The following is a 17,163-nucleotide window of genomic DNA, read 5'->3' on the forward strand; positions in this document are numbered from 1 at the left end:
CTGGACCGGTGACAGCAGACCGACGTCACCGGTCCGGCCATTCCGGTTCCTCCATCATCCCCGAGCTCATCGCCGCCGGGCACGAGGTCACCGGCCTGGCCCGGTCGGACACGGCCGCGGCAGCGGTATCAGCGCTCGGCGCGAAGGTGCGCCGCAGCGACCTGAAGGATCTCGACGGGCTCATGGAGGCGGCCGCGGACTCCGACGGCGTCATCCACGTCGCGCACAGGCAGGACCTGCTTCCGTTTGGCGGGATGAACGCCGTGTCCGCTGCGGAGTTCCCGGTCATGCTCGCGTACGGCGAGGCACTCGCGGGAACCGGAAAGCCGCTGGTCGCGGCGGGGAGCATCGGCTCGTCCGGGAAGCTGGGCCGCCCGGCCACCGAGAAGGACCCGGCCCTTCCCGTCGGCGATGAGCACAAGGGCACCCTCCGGGTCCGCAACGTGGTGGAAACCGCCGTCATCGACCTCGCCGAGCGGGGAGTGCGGTCCTCGGTCATCGCCACGCAAAGCTACCCGGCGTCCAACCTCATCACCCGCCGGACCCTCGGCTGGGAATCCGCCCAGCCCAGCCTGCTCGCCGATTTGGACAACGGCCACTACTTCCCCGCCGGCTGACGGCAGGGACCCCAATCGCAACGAACCGGCACCTGACCATCACGCGGATCTTCTGAAAGGGACGCTGAGAATATGACCACGGTGGGATTCATCGGAAGCGGAAACATCGGCAGTGCCATCGCACGGCTCGCCATCGAGGCCGGGTACCAGGTCGTGCTCAGTAACTCGCGCGGTCCCGAGACGCTCGCGGACACGGTCGCGGAACTGGGGCCGCGGGCGTCCGCGGCGACGAGCGGGGAGGCCGCGGCGGCCGGTGACATCGTCGTGGTCACCGTGCCGGTCAAGGCCTTCCCTGACATGCCTGCCGCGCCACTGGCCGGGAAGACGGTCATCGACACCTGCAACTACGGCCCCGAACGCGACGGGCCCATCCCCGAACTCGACAGCAAGTCGCTGACCTCAAGCGAACTGCTGCTGCGGTACATCCCGGACGCCATGGTCGTCAAAGCGTTCAACAACATCTTCTTCAAGCACCTGCTGGCACTCACCTGCCCGGAAGGAGCCGCCGACCGCTCGTACCTGCCGATCGCCGGCGACTCCGCGCCGGCCAAGGCAGCGGTGACCGCATTTATCGAATCCATCGGATACAGCGTCGTGGACACGGGACCGCTGGCCGACAGCTGGCGGCAGGCAACGGACACACCGGTCTGGGGCACCCCATACGGGCCACCCTCGAACGAGAAGGGCCGGCCGGCCGGCGGGGACGCCATCCGCGCGGCACTGGCCACCGCAACGCGGTAACCGCAAGCTGGCGCGGGCGCGGTACGGGCCCGCCGCAGGTGCGAAGAGCCCGTTTGCTCAGGTGGGAAGTTCGGTGATGCTGAGGGCGAAGTCCAGGTTCCCCACCCCATGGTTGGCGAAGCCTACTGTGACCACGCCCGCTCCTCAGCGTCGGATACAGCGCTCCCGATGGGACTTCTGACCGGCGCCTTCGCCGGATGACCGGCTGTCCGACGCTGGGTGTTTCAACGTCACATGCCGGTAGAGCGATTGTGGATGGGATCGCCGACCCGGGAACCCGGACGCGGGGAGGGGATCATTCGGTCCGAAGTAGTCCCAGGTGGTGTGGTGCGGGGGTCAGACGGCGACCGCGTCCATGGCCGGGGTGCGCAGGGTGCGGCGGGCGGCTGTGAGGGTGGTGGGTCGCTCGCATTCCAGGACTGGCTCCAGGCGCTGGAGACGGTGCTGCCCGCCGAGGTCCACGACCCGTTCGATGCAGACCCGCGGATCCTGTGCCACACCGTTCTCGATCTACTCACCAAAATGAACCAGTACCGCGCGGGCGGGTGCTGCGATGGGACGCGGAGGTGATGCACGGCCGCCAGGACTGGGACTGGCGTTCGGCGATCCTGGCCGAACGCGTCCGGGAGCACCCGGTCGACCAGGTCATCAGCGTCCTGCGGGACTTCGGTGCGCTGGGACCACACCTGGCGCTCACCGGCTTGGGCCAGGCGGCGCGGGCGGCGCTCGCCCAGCGCGTCCCTCCACCGATCACCCTGGGCCTGCCAGCCGCCGAATTCCTGAACATCCTGGCCGGACTCCCGGACGAGGAAGCGATCCCGAACTGGCCTGGCGCTGGCGAGACGACGCCCCGCTGTCCTGGGAACCGTTCCGTCGGCTGATCAGGACGCCGTGAGAGGCTTCCGGGTGTGGGAACTGCAGAGGGAGCCGATGCCCGGTCCGGTGCGGACCACTCGTCCTGGTACGGGAGGGTTGTTGTCCGTCCAGAGCTGTTGGGGCGGCTGAGCGGCCCGGCCCGGGTGACGCTGGTGTCGGCGCCGGCCGGCAGTGGCAAGACCGTGTTGCTGCGTTCCTGGATCAGCCAGACGAGCTTGGAGGAGTGCGCTGCCTGGGTCGCAGCGGAGCGGGATGTGCGAGATCCGCAGGGATTCTGGCTAGCAGTGCTCGGCGCGCTTCGCCGGACACGCCCAGGGGCAGCGCTGGTGCGGGCGTTGACGGCGGCGCCGGACCTGGACGGGTGGGCGATCATGGAGCGGCTGCTGAAGGACCTGGCGTCGCTGGAAGAGCAGTTGTGGCTGGTGGTTGATGACGTGCATGAGCTGAGTCTCGACACGCTGCGGCAACTGGGGCTGCTGATGATGCGCGCCCCGCGGAGCCTGCGGTTCGTGCTCGCCGCGCGGCATGACGTGCAGCTGGGGCTGCACCGGCTGCGGCTGGAGGGGGACCTGGCCGAGATCCGGGCGGATGATCTGCGGTTCAGCCTGACCGAGACGGAGGAACTGCTCGCCGCGGCCGGGGTCGAGCTGCCCGAGTCGGCCGTGGCGGTGCTGCACGAGCGGACCGAAGGGTGGGCGGCGGGGCTGCGGCTGGCCGCGTTGGCAGCGGCCGGCCACCCCGATCCGTCGCGGTTCGCCGCAGAGTTCTCCGGCACCGAGCGGACGGTGGCGGAGTACCTGATGGCCGAGGTGCTGGACCGGCAGCCCGACCCGGTGCGGTGGCTGCTGCTGCGGACTTCCATCCTGGAGCGGGTCAACGGGGAGCTGGCAGACCTGCTGGCCGGGGGCGAGGGCGGGGAGCGGGTGCTGCAGGACCTGGAACAGGCGAACATGTTCGTCGTGTCACTGGACGCCGCACGTACGGAGTTCCGCTATCACCAGATGTTCGCCGGGCTGTTGCAGATGGAGTTGCGGCGCGCCGCGCCGGGCGAGGTCCCCGATCTGCACCGGGCCGCCGCCAGATGGCTTGCCGGGCACAAATACCCGACGGAGGCGGTCCGGCATGCCCAGGCGGCGCGGGACTGGTCCCTGGCCGCCCGGCTGCTCACCGAGCACTGGTCCTGTCTCTACCTGAACGGGCGGGCCAGTGCCGTGCACGAGTTGCTCGCCGCGTTCCCGACCGGCATGCTGACGACGGATGCCGGGCTGGCGGCGGTGGCCGCAGGCGATGAGCTGGCCCGGGGGTCGCTGGAGACGGCCGAGCGGCTGCTGCGCCTGGCCGAGCGGGGTACGGAGACGGTACTGGACCCCCAGCGCGGCCAGCTGGAGCTCTTGTCAGGGGTCGTCAGGCTGCTGGCAGCCCGCCAGCGCGGGAACCCGCTGGCTGAGGCCGAGGCGGCGCAGCGGCTGCAGGCCATGGCCGAGGCTTTCGGGCCGGCGCAGCCTTACTTGAGTGAGGACCTACGCGCGCTAGCGCTGATCAGCCTTGGCTATGCCCAGAGCTGGACCGGCCACCACGACCAGGCAAAGTACCTGGCGGAGGGGGTCGCGCTGGCGCGCCGGATCGGTCGGCCCTACCTGGAGTTCACGGCACTGGCCCACCAGGCGGCGATCGAGCCTTTACGGTCGTTGGCGCGGGCGGCCGAGTTCAGCAGGCAGGCGATCGAGCTGGCCGATCGGCACGGCTGGTCGGACGAGTCGCCGACAGGTACCGCATGCATGATCCTCGGCGCAGTGCTCGCCTGGCAGGGAAGGCCTGGGGAGGCTGAGCCCTGGATCCAGCGCGCTGAACACATCGTCAGCGCGGAGGCCGACCCCGCGGCCGGGCTGGGGGTCCGTTATGCCCGCGGGTTCTTGGAGCTGGTGCGAGGACGGGACGGCGACGCGTTGACCGCTTTGCGGGACGCCGAGCGGCTTGCCGGGCTGCTGGCCGCGCCGCACCTGCTGGCTCCGCGGGCACGGGCATTGCTGCTGCTCGCCCTGGTGCACCTCGGCGAAACCCAGCGCGCCGAGGAGACCCTGGCCGACCTCGAAGAACAAGAGCGAGAGCACGGGGAGGTGCGCATCGCCACAGCCGAACTGCGGCTCGCCCAGGCCGACCCGCACGGGGCGACCGTCGCGCTCGCGCCGGTCCTGGACGGCTCCGCCCGCGTGAACCCGGCCCGGGCCTTCCTCACCCTGGCCTTCACGCTGGAGGCGGCCGCCCGGGACGCTCTCGGCGACCCGGATGCCGCCGGCCGCGCACTGGAGCGGGCGCTCGACCTCGCCGAGCCCGACACTGCGCTCTCGGCCTTCGTGCTGCATCCGGTTCCCGCCCTCCTGGAGCGCCATGCCCGGCGCGGCACCACGCATGCGGCCCTGATCGGCGAGATCCGGGGCTTGCTCGCCGGGCACGCGCCCGCGCCGCTGCCCGGAGGGAGCCCGTCGCCGCTCGAGCCGCTAAGCGACAGCGAACTGCGCGTGCTGCGCTATCTGCCGACCAACCTGACCGCGCCGGAAATCGCGGGCGAACTGCATGTCTCGGTCAACACTGTCAAGACCCACATGCGCAACCTGTACGCCAAGCTCGCCACCCACCGCCGGGGCGAGACCGTCGCCCGCGCTCGCGACCTGCGCCTGCTCGCACCTCACGCCTTCCGGTCCTAACCTCGGACATGCGCCGATACGATCCCCCAACTCCATGGCCAGGTTGCGGGCCTGCTGCGCCGCCCACGCCCTGGTCGGGTGGCCGGTCACTCCGGCCAGATGCACTCTGGTTCTCGTGACGGACCTGTCCTTGCCGAAAATCTCGTCCGTGCAGGTCAAGCAGCATGTTCGTACTCGTTGAGGGTTCCGACCAGGCGTTGCGTTCTTTGGACGTTCAGCTGGGCGATCTGGTCTGGTTCGGTGATCGGTGGAGGCAGTGGCGTCAACGGGCGGGCGTCGCGATCCCCGAGGTCGCGGTCAACGACGGGTCCGGCGCCCCGATCCGCACACGCTTCCGGACCCGGCCACGACGACGTACTCTCTTCACCGACAAGGTGCTTCTCCAAGCTGGACGATCGAAGGCGTCGCAACCCCGATTCTCCAGTCAGGACAGGCACCTTCGTCGTCTCACGCGCCGCTCACCCGGCCACTCTCGCGGATCCGGGTCTGATCGACGTGAGGGTGGGTCACGGCGATGCCGACCCGATCGCCACGCCTGAAGGACCGCAACAGCCGACACCGGCGCCACCCGAGACCTCGGGTGGCGCCGCGGTTCTACTCAGCAGCCGATCGGTTGAGGAACCGACGCTGCAACCACGAGGTCATGACCCGATTGACCTCGTCGGGCTGATCCTCCATGGTGCCGTGCCAGCTGTCAGCCACTACGTGACGTTCGAGGTCAGGGACGTGCTCGTCCATCCCGTCCGTCATGCTCGCACGAAGGACGAGATCGTTGGCGCCAGAGATCATCAGCGACGGCACTCGGATCGTCTGATCCATGTTGCGAGAGATCTCCCAGTTGCGCGTCAGATTGCGGTACCAGTTGATCGCCGGCGTGAAACCGTGCTGCTTGTAGCCCTCTTCGTATGTGTCGAGATCCGCAGCGGTCAGTACGTCATTCCCAGGCAGGTCGGCCGGGTCGGCCGGAAGCGGGCTCCCGTGATATTCCATGTTGAGGGCCTCAGGGGGAAGGTCGGCCCACTGGTCGACGGTAGGAAGGTCCTTGCGGTATGCCGCCTGCAGCCAGCGCCGGGGCTCGGCGTTCATGGCATCGTCGGCATGGTGGCCGTCTTGGTACATGAGCACGTACATCTTCTCGCTGTAAACCTGGCGCATCTGTGCAATCGGATCGACGCTGGGATCAGCGACAAAGCTGCTGCCGGTCGGCAGCACTCCCGAAACCAGATCGGGGTGCAGCCACGTCATCCAGTGCGGAATGAACGGGGTACTCACGCCTACCACTCCTGCGACGCGGTCGGGGTGGAACAGTGGGAGCTGCCACGCCACCAGTCCACCCCAGTCGTGGCCGACGAAGACGGCGCGCTCGATATCAAGCGCGTCAAGTAGGCCCACCATGTCACCGGTCAGCTTCGTGATGTCGTACTCTTCAACGGCCTCGGGCGCATCACTGTGTCCGTAGCCGCGCTGGTCAGGGGCGACCACGCGAAAGCCCGCGGCCGTGAGCGCAGGCACTTGGTTGTGCCACGAGTAGCCGAGACCAGGGAAGCCGTGCATCAGCACGACTGCGGGTCCCTCGCCGCTCTCGTGAACGGAAAGGTTGATGCCATTGGTCGGAATCCGCCGAGCGGGAAGCATAGAAAATCTCCTGTCTGAAGAACGGATGGTCTGGTTGGAGCCGTCAGGGCTGGTTCAACTGCTCGAAAGTTCGTAGGCGCTGCGCTTGACCCAACATTCAGCGAGCCTGTTCTCCTCGACGCGCCAGATGGCGATGCCTGAGAACTCGACTGGCTGTTGGTCTGGTTCGAGACCGAACATCCCGTTGTTGCGGCCCCGCGTGATCCAGCGAGACACGACGCGATCTCCCGCAGCGTTCGTGATGATCTCCAGGTGTTCGTTCGTTGCTCCGGTGACGACCTCCTGCATCGATGCAAGCCACGCTTTAAATTCAGACCGGCCCTCCACGACCTGCCCGGCAGTCGTCATGCGGTACCCCTCCGGCATCAGCTCGTCGATCGCATCCAGGTCATGCGGCGGGGTCCACACCCTTGTGAAGAAAGTCACGTGCTAAGCGTTCGGCTATTCGCGACGAGCTCACGGACGGACGGCGCGACCTCGGCGGCGAAGCGCCTCATCAGATTCGGATCGTCTGTGACGAGGATGAATAGGCTGAATCCTTCGTCGATCGCGAACGACGCCAGCTGCTCAGCCCAGTTCTGTGATCGGAGCCCGAGCGCTGGTTGGATGTTGAGGTAGCGGCGCACGTCTCCGGGTGACCGCCCAGCGGCGACGGCCGCCTCGTCCACCAGCCGGGTCGCCTCGCTGATGTTCGGCGAGTCCAGACTGTGTAGTGCGGGGAGCCATCCGTCTGCCACCCGCCCGGTGAGTTCGAGCATCCGTGGCTTGGAGGAGCCGATCAAGATAGGGATCGAGTGCGCCGCAGGCGGTCCGCGACGAGCACCAACGGCCTGGTGGTAAAGGCCGTCGACCCGCACACCCCCGCGAGCGTCCGTGTCCCAGATCCCGCGGATGATCTCGATCGCTTCGCCGAGCGCGTCGACGCCCTGACCCGGTGTGAGTCGGGCCATGCCCATGGACTCGATCGCGTCCCAGAAATAGCCCGCGCCGAGCGCGAGTTCAACACGGCCGTGGGACAGCAGATCCAGACTGATGGCAGCCCGCGCTAGGACGGCCGGCGGACGCATGGGAAGGTTGAGCACGTTTGGGGTGAGTCGGATCCGCTCGGTTCGCGCGGCGACGTAGGACATCAGCGTCCACGCGTCTAGCAGCGTCGGCGTGTAGGGATGGTCCTGGAACGACGCCAGCTCGTAGCCGAGCTGCTCCGAAAGCTGAGCCAGTTCGACTGGCTGATGCGGCGCCAGGCTTGTCGGCAGGATGAATGTGCCGAATTCGATGTCGTGGCCGTGATCCATGGCTGCGTTACTTCCCTTCGTTCATGTGCCGGTGTGAGGACGAGCGCGGCCCTGCGCGTTCAGCCGAAGAGAGCCGACGCGGAGGGCGAGGTTTGGTGCTGTGAGGACCTGGCGGGCTTAACCCGTCTGCTCCGCTGCTCCGCCCAGTTGGCCGTCGCTGTGACGCGCGAGGTCGGGTTGGCCGGAGACCAGTTGGCGTTTCAGATGCCTCACGAATCACGATCTACCTCCTGTCGGCCAACATACGGAGGGCACTGAGGCACCCCTCCGGTTCATGTCAGACGTAACCGGAGGGGTGCCTCACCATATTCCCGGGGCAGCTCGTCATTTTTCAGATGCAGGCGCTGAGTTCGAGGACGGTGTCGACCTCCGTTCCGGTGGTGGTGGGGTTCTGGCGGCAGCGTGCGAGGACGCGCGGTCGTCCTTCGGCCAGCACCGCGCCGGCCACCGGCCGGACCGCCGGGCCGGGAAGAAGGTCCTGGTCCGCACCGACGGAGCCGGCGGGACGCACGAATTCGTCCAGTGGCTGACCAAGCGGTGTTTGTCCTACTCGGTCGGGTTCACGCTCCCGGAGAACACCCCGGACCTGCTCGCCCAGATCCCCGAACAGGTCTGGACGGAGGCCTACGACGCCCACGACCAGGTCCGCGACGGCGCCTGGGTCGCCGAGCTGACCGGACTCATGGACCTGACCTCCTGGCCGCCCGGGATGCGCGTAGTCGTCCGCAAAGAACGCCCCCAACCCGGGGCCCAACTGCGGTTCGAGGACGTCGACGGCATGCGGATCACCGCGTTCGCCACGAACACTGCTCCCGGTGGCACGGGCGCCCAGCTCGCTGAGCTCTAGCTGCGGCACCGCCGCAGGGCTCGCTGCGAGGACCGGATCCGCTGCGCGAAAGACACCGGGCTGACCAACCTGCCCCTGGCCTCGTTCGACGCGAACCGGATCTGGTGCGCCATCGTCACGCTCGCCGGAGAGATCACCGCCTGGACGCAGACCCTCGCCCTGACCGACCAGCCCGCCCACCGGTGGGAACCCAAACGCCTACGGCTACGCCTGTTCACCATCCCAGCGGTCCTGGCCCGCCGCGCCCGCACCCTCGTGCTGCACCTCGCCTCACATGCGCCCTGGGCCGGCCTCGCTGCCGACGGCATCCAGCGCCTGCGGGCTCTGGGACCCGCACCCGGCTGACCACATCCGACCGTGGCGACAACCTCGCACCAGCAACTCCGGACCAGTGGAACCCGGTGACCGGCCGACGCCGGCCGCATTGTCACACCCACCTGCAAGAATCACGCCCCAACGACGGCACAGACACCGTCGCGAACCGCCTCAGCCGACCGATGAAAGATCCGGGCTAAGCGACCCTTTCCCGACAATCACGCACGGTGAATCTGACTGCGAAGAGTTTGGTCCGCGAACGACAACACAGCGGCGATGGCAGGCGCTACTCCAGAGTGCTTAGGCGGACCATGCCGTCGTAGAGCTGCTGGTTGGTCATCGGCGGCTCCGGCAAAGGATGTGCACGCTCAGCGCGGTACGCGTCGAGCGCAAGGTAGAGATGGCGCCGCCATGCGTTCGGCGCCGTAGAGCTTGTGGCGTCGATGATCCGACCATTCGACCAGATGAGGTTGACGATGTCGGCCTGGGTTAGGTCAGGGCGTACTTGACCCGAGTCCTGGGCGCGCGCGAGCACTTCGCCAATCTGCCGACACATCTGGTCGTGGATCTGCTCCGTCTCACTGCTATTGGTGAAGCGGCGGGAAAGAAAGTCGTTGAATCCTCGGTTGCCGGCCTGAAGACCGAACAGGTTCTCCAGGTAGTAGACGAACCCCTCCCACGGGTCGTCCATCTCCATCGCCCGCTTCGCACCGCCGAGAAAGTCTTCTATGCGTGGCCTGAACGCGACCATAAGCAGGTCCAGGCGCGTCGGAAAGTGGCGGTACAGGGTGCCGATGGCCACGCCCGCGTCTCGCGCGATCTTCTCCAGAGAGGCGTCCACGCCATGAACAGCAAACTCGCCCTGCGCCGCGGCCACGAGTTTTTGCCGACGCTCTTGCGCATCCCGCCTCCGTGGAAGGCGGCTCTGCTCGACCTCAGGGAGTACCACGCCCTCAGTTTACCGCTGAAGTTGAGGGCTGCCTCCGCTTCCGCCCTGGGGAGAGCCTTGGGCATCCTTCCTGGGCTACTCCTACAGCAGCGGACTGGGTGCCACCTACGACGCCATGTTCCCCGAGCGGGCCGACCGCGTCGTGCTGGACGGCAACATTGGTGACACGCATCTGAGCCAGGACGTCATCCGCCTGCGGGGTCCGGGGATTGAGGAGACGTTCCCCGACTTCGCGAAGTGGACGGCCAAGCGGCACGGCAGCTACGGGCTGGGCCGCACGCCGGCCCAGGTGCGTGCCACCTACTTCGAGCTGGCCGAGCGGCTCGATCATGCGCCGATGATCGGGGTGGACGGCGTGATCATTCGGATGGCTAACTTCGAGTACCTCTACAGCCCGGGGCAGTATGTCGCCGACGAAGTCGGCGGCACAGGCCGTAGTGAGGACAAAGATCGCGGCACTCGAGAGTGAAGTCCTCCATAGAACCAGGAGACGCCGTCGGGGCGGCTGCCCGAGACGGCCACCGACGACCCCGATCAGGCGCTGCGGGTGACGCTGCTGAAGGGGCTCGCGCAGCTTCCGCCGCAGGACCGTGCCGTGCTGGTGCTGCGGTACTGGGAGGACATGAACGTGGAGGACGTGGCCTCCGGGCTGCTCTATCGGGGGGTGCCGCCGCGCGAGCGGCGGCGGGCCGTTCATCGCGGGCCAGTGGGACCGATGACCCGGCGGGCCCTGGCGGTCAGGTAGCCGGCAGGCGCCAGGTGGAGCGGACGACGGCCTCGTCCACGAGCGGGCGTGCCGGTCGACGCGGACGCCGTTGCCGCACGCGACCGCCCCCACTGGACCGTCCAGCCGAGCCAGTGTCCTGAGCGGGAACTACTCCCTGTTGTGGTGACGGTCAGGGGTGAAGCCGTGCAGGAGGGCCTGGACGATCTGTTGTGGCTCCGGTTGCGGTAGGTCGATGAGGCCGCGGTAGACGACCAGGCCGACAAGCATGTCGGCGAACAGCCACGGGTCGGTGTCGGCGGACATCTCGCCCCGGGCGATGGCGCGGTCGAAGATCGCCCAGTCGCGCTTGCGCTTGTCCCGCATGGCGGTACGGATGACTTCGCCGACCGCTGGGTCCCGGCCCGCCTCGCCGAAGATCTCTTTGGTCGTGCGGGCGAGGTCGGGTGAGTGCCAGCCGGCGAGCGTCTGGTCGACGATCACGGTCAGGTCGCCCTCCAGTGTGCCGGTGTCGGGAGTCTCCGGTACCTGGGCGTCCAGGGCCAAGGCGAGCGCGTCGAGCAGCACGTCGCGCTTGGTGGGGTAGCGGCGGAAGACGCTGGCCCTGCCCACCCCGGCGGCCGCCGCCACCTCGTCCATGGTGAACCGCGTCCCCTTGCTCGCCAGCAAGGTCACCGCGGCCTGCCTGATGCGTGCATCCACGTCGGGATCGGGCTTGCGTCCGCGCGCCATAATTGTGATACTCCGGATATCAGAAACTGTCGGTCTCAGAAATAGGTGTGAACATGAGAGTACTCGTCGTCGGCGCCGGTGTCGCCGGACTGACCGCCGCGCGCGGACTGACCATGGCCGGGCACCAGGTCGAGGTGTACGAGGCGGCGCCACAGCTGCGCGCCGAGGGCGGCTCGATCTCGATCTGGCCGTCATCGACCGGCATCCTGCGCGGGTTCGGAGTCGACCTCGACGGTGCGGGTCGGCGCCTGGAGGCCATGGAGAGCCGGTCGGTGCGCGGCCGCGGGCTCGCCACCATCGACCTCACCGCCGTCGAGCGCCGATTCGGCGGCAATCCCTCCCTGCACATCGCGCGGCACGAGCTCGTCGAGCGCATCGCCGATGGCGTGCTCGTCCACTACGACCATGAAGTCCGCGCAGTCGACCCCGACCGCGCGGAGATCACCCTCACCGACGGGAGCACCGTGCGCGGTGACGTTCTCATCGGCGCCGACGGACGCAAGTCGATCGTCGGGCGGACGTTGCGGGGCGAGAACCCGAGCAAGCTCAACGGATGGGTCACCTGGCAGGCGTTCACCACGCGGCCCACCGAGTTCACCGACAGCGACCGCTCGATGATGGTCTCCAACGGGCGGGCGCTCGGCAGCATGGCCTCGGCCGGGCACGGACGGATGCTGTGGTGGTTCGACCTGCGCGCCAAGCCGGGCAGCCCGTTCTGGGAGGGCGCCCCCGGCCTGGCGGATCGGCTGCGTGAGCGGTTCGGTCATTGGCCCGAGCCGTTCCCGACGCTGCTTCAGGACGCCGAGACACTCACCTTCTACCCCCATCAGATCCACCGCGTGCCCGCGGTCTGGGGACGCGGGCCCACCACGCTCATGGGGGACGCGGCGCACACGATGCCACCGGCGATGGCGATGGGATCCACCCAGGCGCTGGAAGACGCCTGGGCTCTGACCCGCTCCATCGACGACCTGCGCGGCTACGAGCGCGCCCGGACCAAGATCGTGAGGCGGGTCGCCAGGGCGGTGGGCGGCGAGATGCCCGCGCGGCAAGGACCGCTGATGGGGCTCTTCACCGACGCGTTCACGACCCGGAACTACGTGTCCTGGCTCCGCAAGAGCAGCGGCTACCTCCAGCAGGAAGGCTGGTCGTCATCGCTGCAGCACCGCCCTGGCAGCGCCTCGCCGGCGAACGGCTCCGCGCGGGCCGAAGCTCAATGAGCGCGGCATGACGGCGCCGATGCCCTCGGCCTGTTCACCGGGAGCGCCCGGACGCTCCGGGCGACCCGCCCGGAACCTCACCGGGGCCCGAACTGCGCGTCCGCCAGAACGAGCTGGTCGAGGTCTGGCACGACCATCACCCCCCAACCAACCCGAATAGCAGCTATCGGGCGCGATGACCGTCTCCAGGCAGATGGTTTTCACCACCTGCCCGCGCGAGGCGCCGACGAGCCGCAGCAGGGCGAACTCCCTGGCCCGTTCGGCGGTGCCCATGACGCATGTGTTGACGATCGAGATCGCGGAGAACGCGACGAGCAGGCCGAGGACGATGTAGACGTTCGTGGTGGACTGCGCGAGCCCGCTGCGGGTCAGCCGCGCGTAGCCGGCGGCGTCCTGGGCCTGGACGGTGGGCGCGGTGGCGGCCAGACGGCGCAGGTCCGCGCCGGCGCGGGTGCGGACGAGCACCGCGTCGTCCAGGTCCTCATGCAGGTGGCCCGCCAGCGCCGAGCGGTCGAGCAGGAAGTCGCCGAGCCCGAGCGAGCGGTCGTAGATCGCGACCACCCGCAGCTCGACGGGCGCGCCGTCGCCGAGCCGGCCGCGCACGCGGCCGCCCCAGCGCGACGACCCCCGTGCTCGTCCTTGCCCGCATGATCCCAAAGGATCACATATCGCCGCGACGACCTTGACCACCCGGGATATCCTGCTGGTGATCAATGACCAATGAGTCAGCGCCGATGGTGGTCGGTGGGTGCGCTGGCGTGTTCGCCGTGCCGCGAACGCGTCGCACCCTAGGGACGTCGCGTGCCGTGGCACGGCCCGACGCACCAGGAGCGAGTCATGACCGACCACCGTCCCCACGTCGCCGACGTCGTTGTCGTCGGCGCCGGAATGTCCGGGTTGAGCTGCGCCGACTCACTGCTGCGGCAGGGCGTGGACGTGCTCGTACTCGAAGCCCGCGACCACGTCGGCGGGCGCACCCGCCTTGTCGAGGCCGACGGCGAGATCCTCGACCTGGGGGGCCAGTTCATCGGTCCCGGGCAGGATCGTGTTCATGCCCTGGCCGAGGACCTCGGGATCGAGGTGTTCGCCACCCACATGGCAGGCGACCACCTGGTCGAGACCTCCTCTGGCCGCATCCGGCACTGGCGGGGGACCGTTCCCCGGCTGAGCATGCCGCAATTGCTGGACCTCGCTCAGGCGCAGGCGCGGTTCGAGCGCCTGGCCCGGACGATCGACCCCGCCGCCCCGTGGAGCAGCCCGAACGCCGCGGTGCTCGACGACCAGACCCTGGCCACATGGATCGGCCGCACCCTGCGCACGCGAGGCGGGCGCCGGTTGTTCTCGCTGGCCACTCGGCTGATGTGGGCCTGTGAGCCGAGCGAGCTGTCACTGCTGCACGCCCTGTTCTACGCCCGGTCGGCGGGCAGCCTGCAGGCGGTCATGGCGACCGAGGGCGGCGCCCAGCAGGACCGGCTGGACCAGGGCGCCGGCGAGTTGGCGCGGCGCCTGGCCGCCAGGCTCGGCGACCGCGTTCGCCTCAGCTCGCCGGTCCGGCGGATCGCCCAGAACGACGATGGGGTCCTGATCCGCACCGCGGCCGGCGACACCGTGCGCGCTGCCCGTGTCGTCGTCGCGATCCCGCCCGTCCTGGCCGGACGCATCGGCTACGACCCGCCGCTGCCCGCCGGCCGGGACGGCCTGACGCAGCGGCTGGCGATGGGCAGCGCGATCAAATGCCTGATCGTCTATCCGGAGCCGTTCTGGCGCTCGTCCGGCCTGAGCGGGCAGGCGCTGAGTCTGCGCGGTCCCTTGAGCGGCGTCACGGACAGCAGTCCGCGCTCGGCGAACCGCGGTGTACTGGTCGGCATCCTCGAAGGCGCCGTCGCCCGGGAGATGGCCGCCCTGCCGGAACATGAGCGCAAGAACGCCGTCCTGGACCAGCTCGCCCGCCTGTTCGGCCCCCGCGCCGCCCGGCCGCGCACCTACCTGGAGCAGGACTGGAGCGCCGAGCCCTTCACCCGAGGCGCGTACGCGGCGCTCTTCCCACCCGGCGCGTGGACCCAGTACGGCCCCGCGCTCCGCACCCCCGTGGGCCGTATCCACTGGGCAGGAAGCGAGACCGCGACCCGCTGGTACGGCTACATCGACGGGGCGGTGCGCTCCGGCCAGGCCGCCGCTGACGAGGTGCTCATGTCCTGAGCGGCAGCTCGGAGTACGGGAACCGGCTGTTCAGCCGCGAGGCCGCACCGCCCGGCGCCGACGACTGGCTGAGCACCTTGCTGCGCGAGTTCGTGGCGCTGCTGCGAGGCGATGAACGCTTCCGTGCGCTGGCCTCCACCACGGTCCTGGTCGCGCCGCAAGCTCTCGATGACAGCAGCCGCAAGCACGAGGCACTTGACGGGTGGCGCGATCAGATCGCCGCGTCCCTACGTGGTCACGCCGACTTGCCGGTGCCACCAGAGACGACCGCAGGGCTGGTGCTGGTGCTGATCCAAGGGTTCACCGTGACCGCGGCGACCCGACCCGAAGACCTTCCGCGTCCCGAACACCTCGACGCCGCGATCGCGGCACTGGTGAGGGGATTGCTCTCCTAGAAAGACGTACGCAATTGGCAGCACACGACTCCGTCTCGCTCGCGCGAGGCACGACTCCCACGCACGCGCTGATCGTCGGATCGGCAGCGGTATTCACCGACATGCTCGTCCACGGGCTTGCCGTGCCCGTCCTCCCGCTGCTTCCCGCGGTGGTCGAGGCCGGACCGGCGGCCACCGGAGTGCTGTTCTCCTCCTACGCGGTGACGATGATCATCGCCACCCTGTTCGCCGGGCGCATCGTCGACCGGCACGGCCCCAAGCTCCCGCTGCTCATCGGGCTGGTCGGTCTGGGCGCGGCGACACTGCTGTTCGCCGCAGGCGGCCCGTACTGGCTGCTGCTAGTGGCCCGAATCGCCCAGGGCATCGCCGGTGGCATGTCCTGGGTGGCGGCGCTGTCACTGATCGCCGCGACCACCAGCTTCGACAAGCGAGGACAGGCCATGGGCATCGCCATCTCCTCGCTCACTCTGGGTGTGCTGCTGGGGCCGCCTCTGGCGGGCTTCCTCGCCGAGCGCCTCGGCACCGCGGCCCCGTTCCTCTTCGCCGCTGCCATCGCGCTCCTCGACGGGGTCCTGCGCATCGTCCTGGTCAAGGACTCTCCCCGAGTCACCGACGACACCGCCGGGCCCTTTGCCGTACTGCGCGTCCCGGGATCGATATCGATCGTGATCGCCGTCGCGGTCGGTGCAGCCGTTCTCTCCGGCATCGAGCCGGTCCTGCCGGTGCATTTGGGAGCCGGCTCGCTGGCGATCGGACTGCTCTTCGGTCTCGCCGCCCTGGCGGCGATCATCGCCAACCCCATCGTGGGCCGTTACGTGACCACCGCGCCGCCTCGGTTCCTGATCGGCGCCGGTGTCGTCGCCGTCGCCGCGGCCCTCTTCGCGATCGGGTTCGCAGCCGAGCCATGGCAGACCGGCGTCGGCATGATCCTGCTCGGAGTCTCCTCCGCGCTCCTGCTGGCACCGGCGACGACCATGATCGGCGAACAAGGTCTCCGTTCCACGCCGCCGACTCTGGGCGGCTCCTACTCGCTGTACAACCTGGCCTACGCCGCAGGCCTCGCCGTCGGCCCGTTGCTCACGGGCTTCGCGGTTCAGCAGGCCGGATTCACCGCCGCGATGATCATCGCCGCCGTCGTCCTTGCCCTGCTCGGCACGGCATCTCTGATCCGATTGCCCGCTACCGCACCTGCCGACCGCACCTGACCGCGTGGGCCGTCGTCTGCCTCACCGTCGGCGTCCTGACCGGCACGGCCCTGAAGACCAGGCCGTCGGCCGCCCGGGCCGTCACCCGCATCAGCGGTGCCATGATGATCGCCATCGGCGCCCTCATCCTTTGTGGAACGCCTGGCCGGACGAGGATGCCGCTCCGCTCCGCCCCCGACACGGATCGAAGGAGAGCACGTACGTGGAAGACCGGACACAGCAGGAACAGGCGAGCCCCGCGGTGCGGAAGCGCGTCCAGGACAGCTTCGACCGCCAGGGCCTCATGGCACACCTCGGTGCGCGTCTCGCCCACATCGGCCCCGGCCGCGTCCGCGTCGTGCTCCCGGCTCGCCCCGAGGTCACCCAGCAGCACGGCTACGTCCACGCGGGCGCCACGAGTGCCATCGCCGACACCGCCGGCGGCTACGCCGCGCTCACGCTGTTCGACGAGGACAGCGATGTCCTCACCGTCGAGTACAAGATCAACCTGCTCGCCCCCGCCGCCGGCGATCATCTGGAGGCGATCGGCACCGTCCTGAAATCCGGACGGACCCTGACCGTCTGCCAGTTGGAGGTGTACGGCGTCTGGGAGGGCGGCGAACGCACGTTCGTGGCCAACGGCCAGCAGACCTTGATCCGCATGGCCAGGCCCGCGCAGTGAGCCCGCGGCCCTGCGACCACGTCGGCGGCGACGCCCGCCTGTAGGCG

19 protein-coding genes and 1 pseudogene are annotated in these 17,163 nt (G+C 69.0%); 12 read left to right on the plus strand and 8 right to left on the minus strand.

Annotation, left to right across the window (positions count from 1 at the left end):
- Positions 1 to 617 (plus strand): NAD(P)H-binding protein (locus tag ACH34Q_RS42985; protein ID WP_395988997.1); only part of this gene is annotated, 617 nt, incomplete at its 5' end.
- A 72-nt stretch (positions 618 to 689) separates the two neighbouring features.
- Positions 690 to 1,358, plus strand: a complete 669-nt coding sequence (locus ACH34Q_RS42990; protein ID WP_395988998.1) for an NADPH-dependent F420 reductase — start codon at positions 690 to 692, stop codon at positions 1,356 to 1,358.
- A 336-nt stretch (positions 1,359 to 1,694) separates the two neighbouring features.
- Here ACH34Q_RS42990 and ACH34Q_RS42995 read toward each other — a convergent pair whose 3' ends face one another.
- Positions 1,695 to 1,856 carry a hypothetical protein gene (locus tag ACH34Q_RS42995; RefSeq protein WP_395988999.1) on the minus strand — a complete coding sequence of 54 codons (162 nt, stop codon included), beginning with the start codon at positions 1,854 to 1,856 and terminating at the stop codon, positions 1,695 to 1,697.
- Positions 1,857 to 1,903: 47 nt separating this feature from the next.
- Between ACH34Q_RS42995 and ACH34Q_RS43000 the strand changes: the two genes are divergently transcribed.
- Positions 1,904 to 2,239, plus strand: coding sequence for a hypothetical protein (locus ACH34Q_RS43000; RefSeq protein WP_395989000.1), 336 nt, complete (start codon positions 1,904 to 1,906; stop codon positions 2,237 to 2,239).
- A gap of 138 nt (positions 2,240 to 2,377) precedes the next feature.
- Positions 2,378 to 4,939, plus strand: coding sequence for a LuxR C-terminal-related transcriptional regulator (locus ACH34Q_RS43005; RefSeq protein ID WP_395989001.1), 2,562 nt, complete (start codon positions 2,378 to 2,380; stop codon positions 4,937 to 4,939).
- A gap of 594 nt (positions 4,940 to 5,533) precedes the next feature.
- Here the strand turns inward: ACH34Q_RS43005 and ACH34Q_RS43010 are convergent.
- The 4 genes from ACH34Q_RS43010 to ACH34Q_RS43025 all read right to left on the minus strand — a co-directional run bounded on the left by ACH34Q_RS43010 (position 5,534) and on the right by ACH34Q_RS43025 (position 8,380).
- Positions 5,534 to 6,574: an alpha/beta fold hydrolase gene (locus ACH34Q_RS43010; protein WP_395989002.1), complete on the minus strand. Its 1,041-nt coding sequence runs from the start codon at positions 6,572 to 6,574 to the stop codon at positions 5,534 to 5,536.
- A gap of 54 nt (positions 6,575 to 6,628) precedes the next feature.
- Positions 6,629 to 7,000 (minus strand): ester cyclase, encoded by a 372-nt coding sequence (locus ACH34Q_RS43015; protein ID WP_395989003.1) that lies wholly within the window; start codon positions 6,998 to 7,000, stop codon positions 6,629 to 6,631.
- On the minus strand, positions 6,997 to 7,869 hold the full coding sequence (locus ACH34Q_RS43020; protein WP_395989004.1) for an LLM class flavin-dependent oxidoreductase: 873 nt from the start codon (positions 7,867 to 7,869) through the stop codon (positions 6,997 to 6,999). Before ACH34Q_RS43020 ends, ACH34Q_RS43015 begins: the two co-directional genes overlap by 4 nt.
- Before the next feature lie 331 nt (positions 7,870 to 8,200).
- Positions 8,201 to 8,380, minus strand: coding sequence for a hypothetical protein (locus ACH34Q_RS43025; RefSeq protein ID WP_395989070.1), 180 nt, complete (start codon positions 8,378 to 8,380; stop codon positions 8,201 to 8,203).
- On the opposite strand from ACH34Q_RS43025, the pseudogene ACH34Q_RS43030 reads away from it, so the two are divergent.
- A pseudogene (locus ACH34Q_RS43030) lies at positions 8,330 to 9,061 on the plus strand (transposase); the annotation flags it as partial. The gene ACH34Q_RS43025 and the pseudogene ACH34Q_RS43030 overlap by 51 nt on opposite strands.
- Positions 9,062 to 9,317: 256 nt before the next feature.
- On the opposite strand, the gene ACH34Q_RS43035 reads toward ACH34Q_RS43030, so the two are convergent.
- Entirely contained in the window at positions 9,318 to 9,980 is a 663-nt protein-coding gene (locus tag ACH34Q_RS43035) for a TetR/AcrR family transcriptional regulator (RefSeq protein WP_395989005.1), read from the minus strand.
- A gap of 115 nt (positions 9,981 to 10,095) precedes the next feature.
- Between ACH34Q_RS43035 and ACH34Q_RS43040 the strand changes: the two genes are divergently transcribed.
- Positions 10,096 to 10,449 (plus strand): hypothetical protein, encoded by a 354-nt coding sequence (locus ACH34Q_RS43040; RefSeq protein ID WP_395989006.1) that lies wholly within the window; start codon positions 10,096 to 10,098, stop codon positions 10,447 to 10,449.
- Positions 10,450 to 10,527: 78 nt separating this feature from the next.
- Positions 10,528 to 10,725 (plus strand): sigma factor-like helix-turn-helix DNA-binding protein, encoded by a 198-nt coding sequence (locus ACH34Q_RS43045; RefSeq protein ID WP_395989007.1) that lies wholly within the window; start codon positions 10,528 to 10,530, stop codon positions 10,723 to 10,725.
- A 129-nt stretch (positions 10,726 to 10,854) separates the two neighbouring features.
- Here ACH34Q_RS43045 and ACH34Q_RS43050 read toward each other — a convergent pair whose 3' ends face one another.
- Entirely contained in the window at positions 10,855 to 11,406 is a 552-nt protein-coding gene (locus ACH34Q_RS43050; protein ID WP_395989008.1) for a TetR-like C-terminal domain-containing protein, read from the minus strand.
- Between the two features lie 83 nt (positions 11,407 to 11,489).
- Between ACH34Q_RS43050 and ACH34Q_RS43055 the strand changes: the two genes are divergently transcribed.
- The gene (locus ACH34Q_RS43055) at positions 11,490 to 12,656 is read left to right on the plus strand and encodes an FAD-dependent oxidoreductase (RefSeq protein WP_395989009.1); all 1,167 of its coding nucleotides are present in this window, start codon (positions 11,490 to 11,492) and stop codon (positions 12,654 to 12,656) included.
- Here ACH34Q_RS43055 and ACH34Q_RS43060 read toward each other — a convergent pair.
- Positions 12,588 to 13,346: an ABC transporter permease gene (locus ACH34Q_RS43060; protein WP_395989010.1), complete on the minus strand. Its 759-nt coding sequence runs from the start codon at positions 13,344 to 13,346 to the stop codon at positions 12,588 to 12,590. The genes ACH34Q_RS43055 and ACH34Q_RS43060 overlap by 69 nt on opposite strands.
- A 147-nt stretch (positions 13,347 to 13,493) precedes the next feature.
- Between ACH34Q_RS43060 and ACH34Q_RS43065 the strand changes: the two genes are divergently transcribed.
- The 4 genes from ACH34Q_RS43065 to ACH34Q_RS43080 all read left to right on the plus strand — a co-directional run bounded on the left by ACH34Q_RS43065 (position 13,494) and on the right by ACH34Q_RS43080 (position 17,116).
- Positions 13,494 to 14,855, plus strand: coding sequence for a flavin monoamine oxidase family protein (locus tag ACH34Q_RS43065; protein WP_395989011.1), 1,362 nt, complete (start codon positions 13,494 to 13,496; stop codon positions 14,853 to 14,855).
- 77 nt (positions 14,856 to 14,932) lie between these two features.
- Positions 14,933 to 15,250: a hypothetical protein gene (locus ACH34Q_RS43070; RefSeq protein ID WP_395989012.1), complete on the plus strand. Its 318-nt coding sequence runs from the start codon at positions 14,933 to 14,935 to the stop codon at positions 15,248 to 15,250.
- A 14-nt stretch (positions 15,251 to 15,264) separates the two neighbouring features.
- Complete coding sequence (locus ACH34Q_RS43075) at positions 15,265 to 16,455, plus strand: MFS transporter (protein WP_395989013.1); 1,191 nt, start codon at positions 15,265 to 15,267, stop codon at positions 16,453 to 16,455.
- 202 nt (positions 16,456 to 16,657) lie between these two features.
- Entirely contained in the window at positions 16,658 to 17,116 is a 459-nt protein-coding gene (locus ACH34Q_RS43080) for a PaaI family thioesterase (protein WP_395989014.1), read from the plus strand.
- The last annotated feature ends 47 nt before the right edge of the window (positions 17,117 to 17,163 follow it).

This window comes from Actinomadura sp. 9N407, from assembly GCF_044326315.1.
Taxonomy (GTDB): domain Bacteria; phylum Actinomycetota; class Actinomycetes; order Streptosporangiales; family Streptosporangiaceae; genus Spirillospora.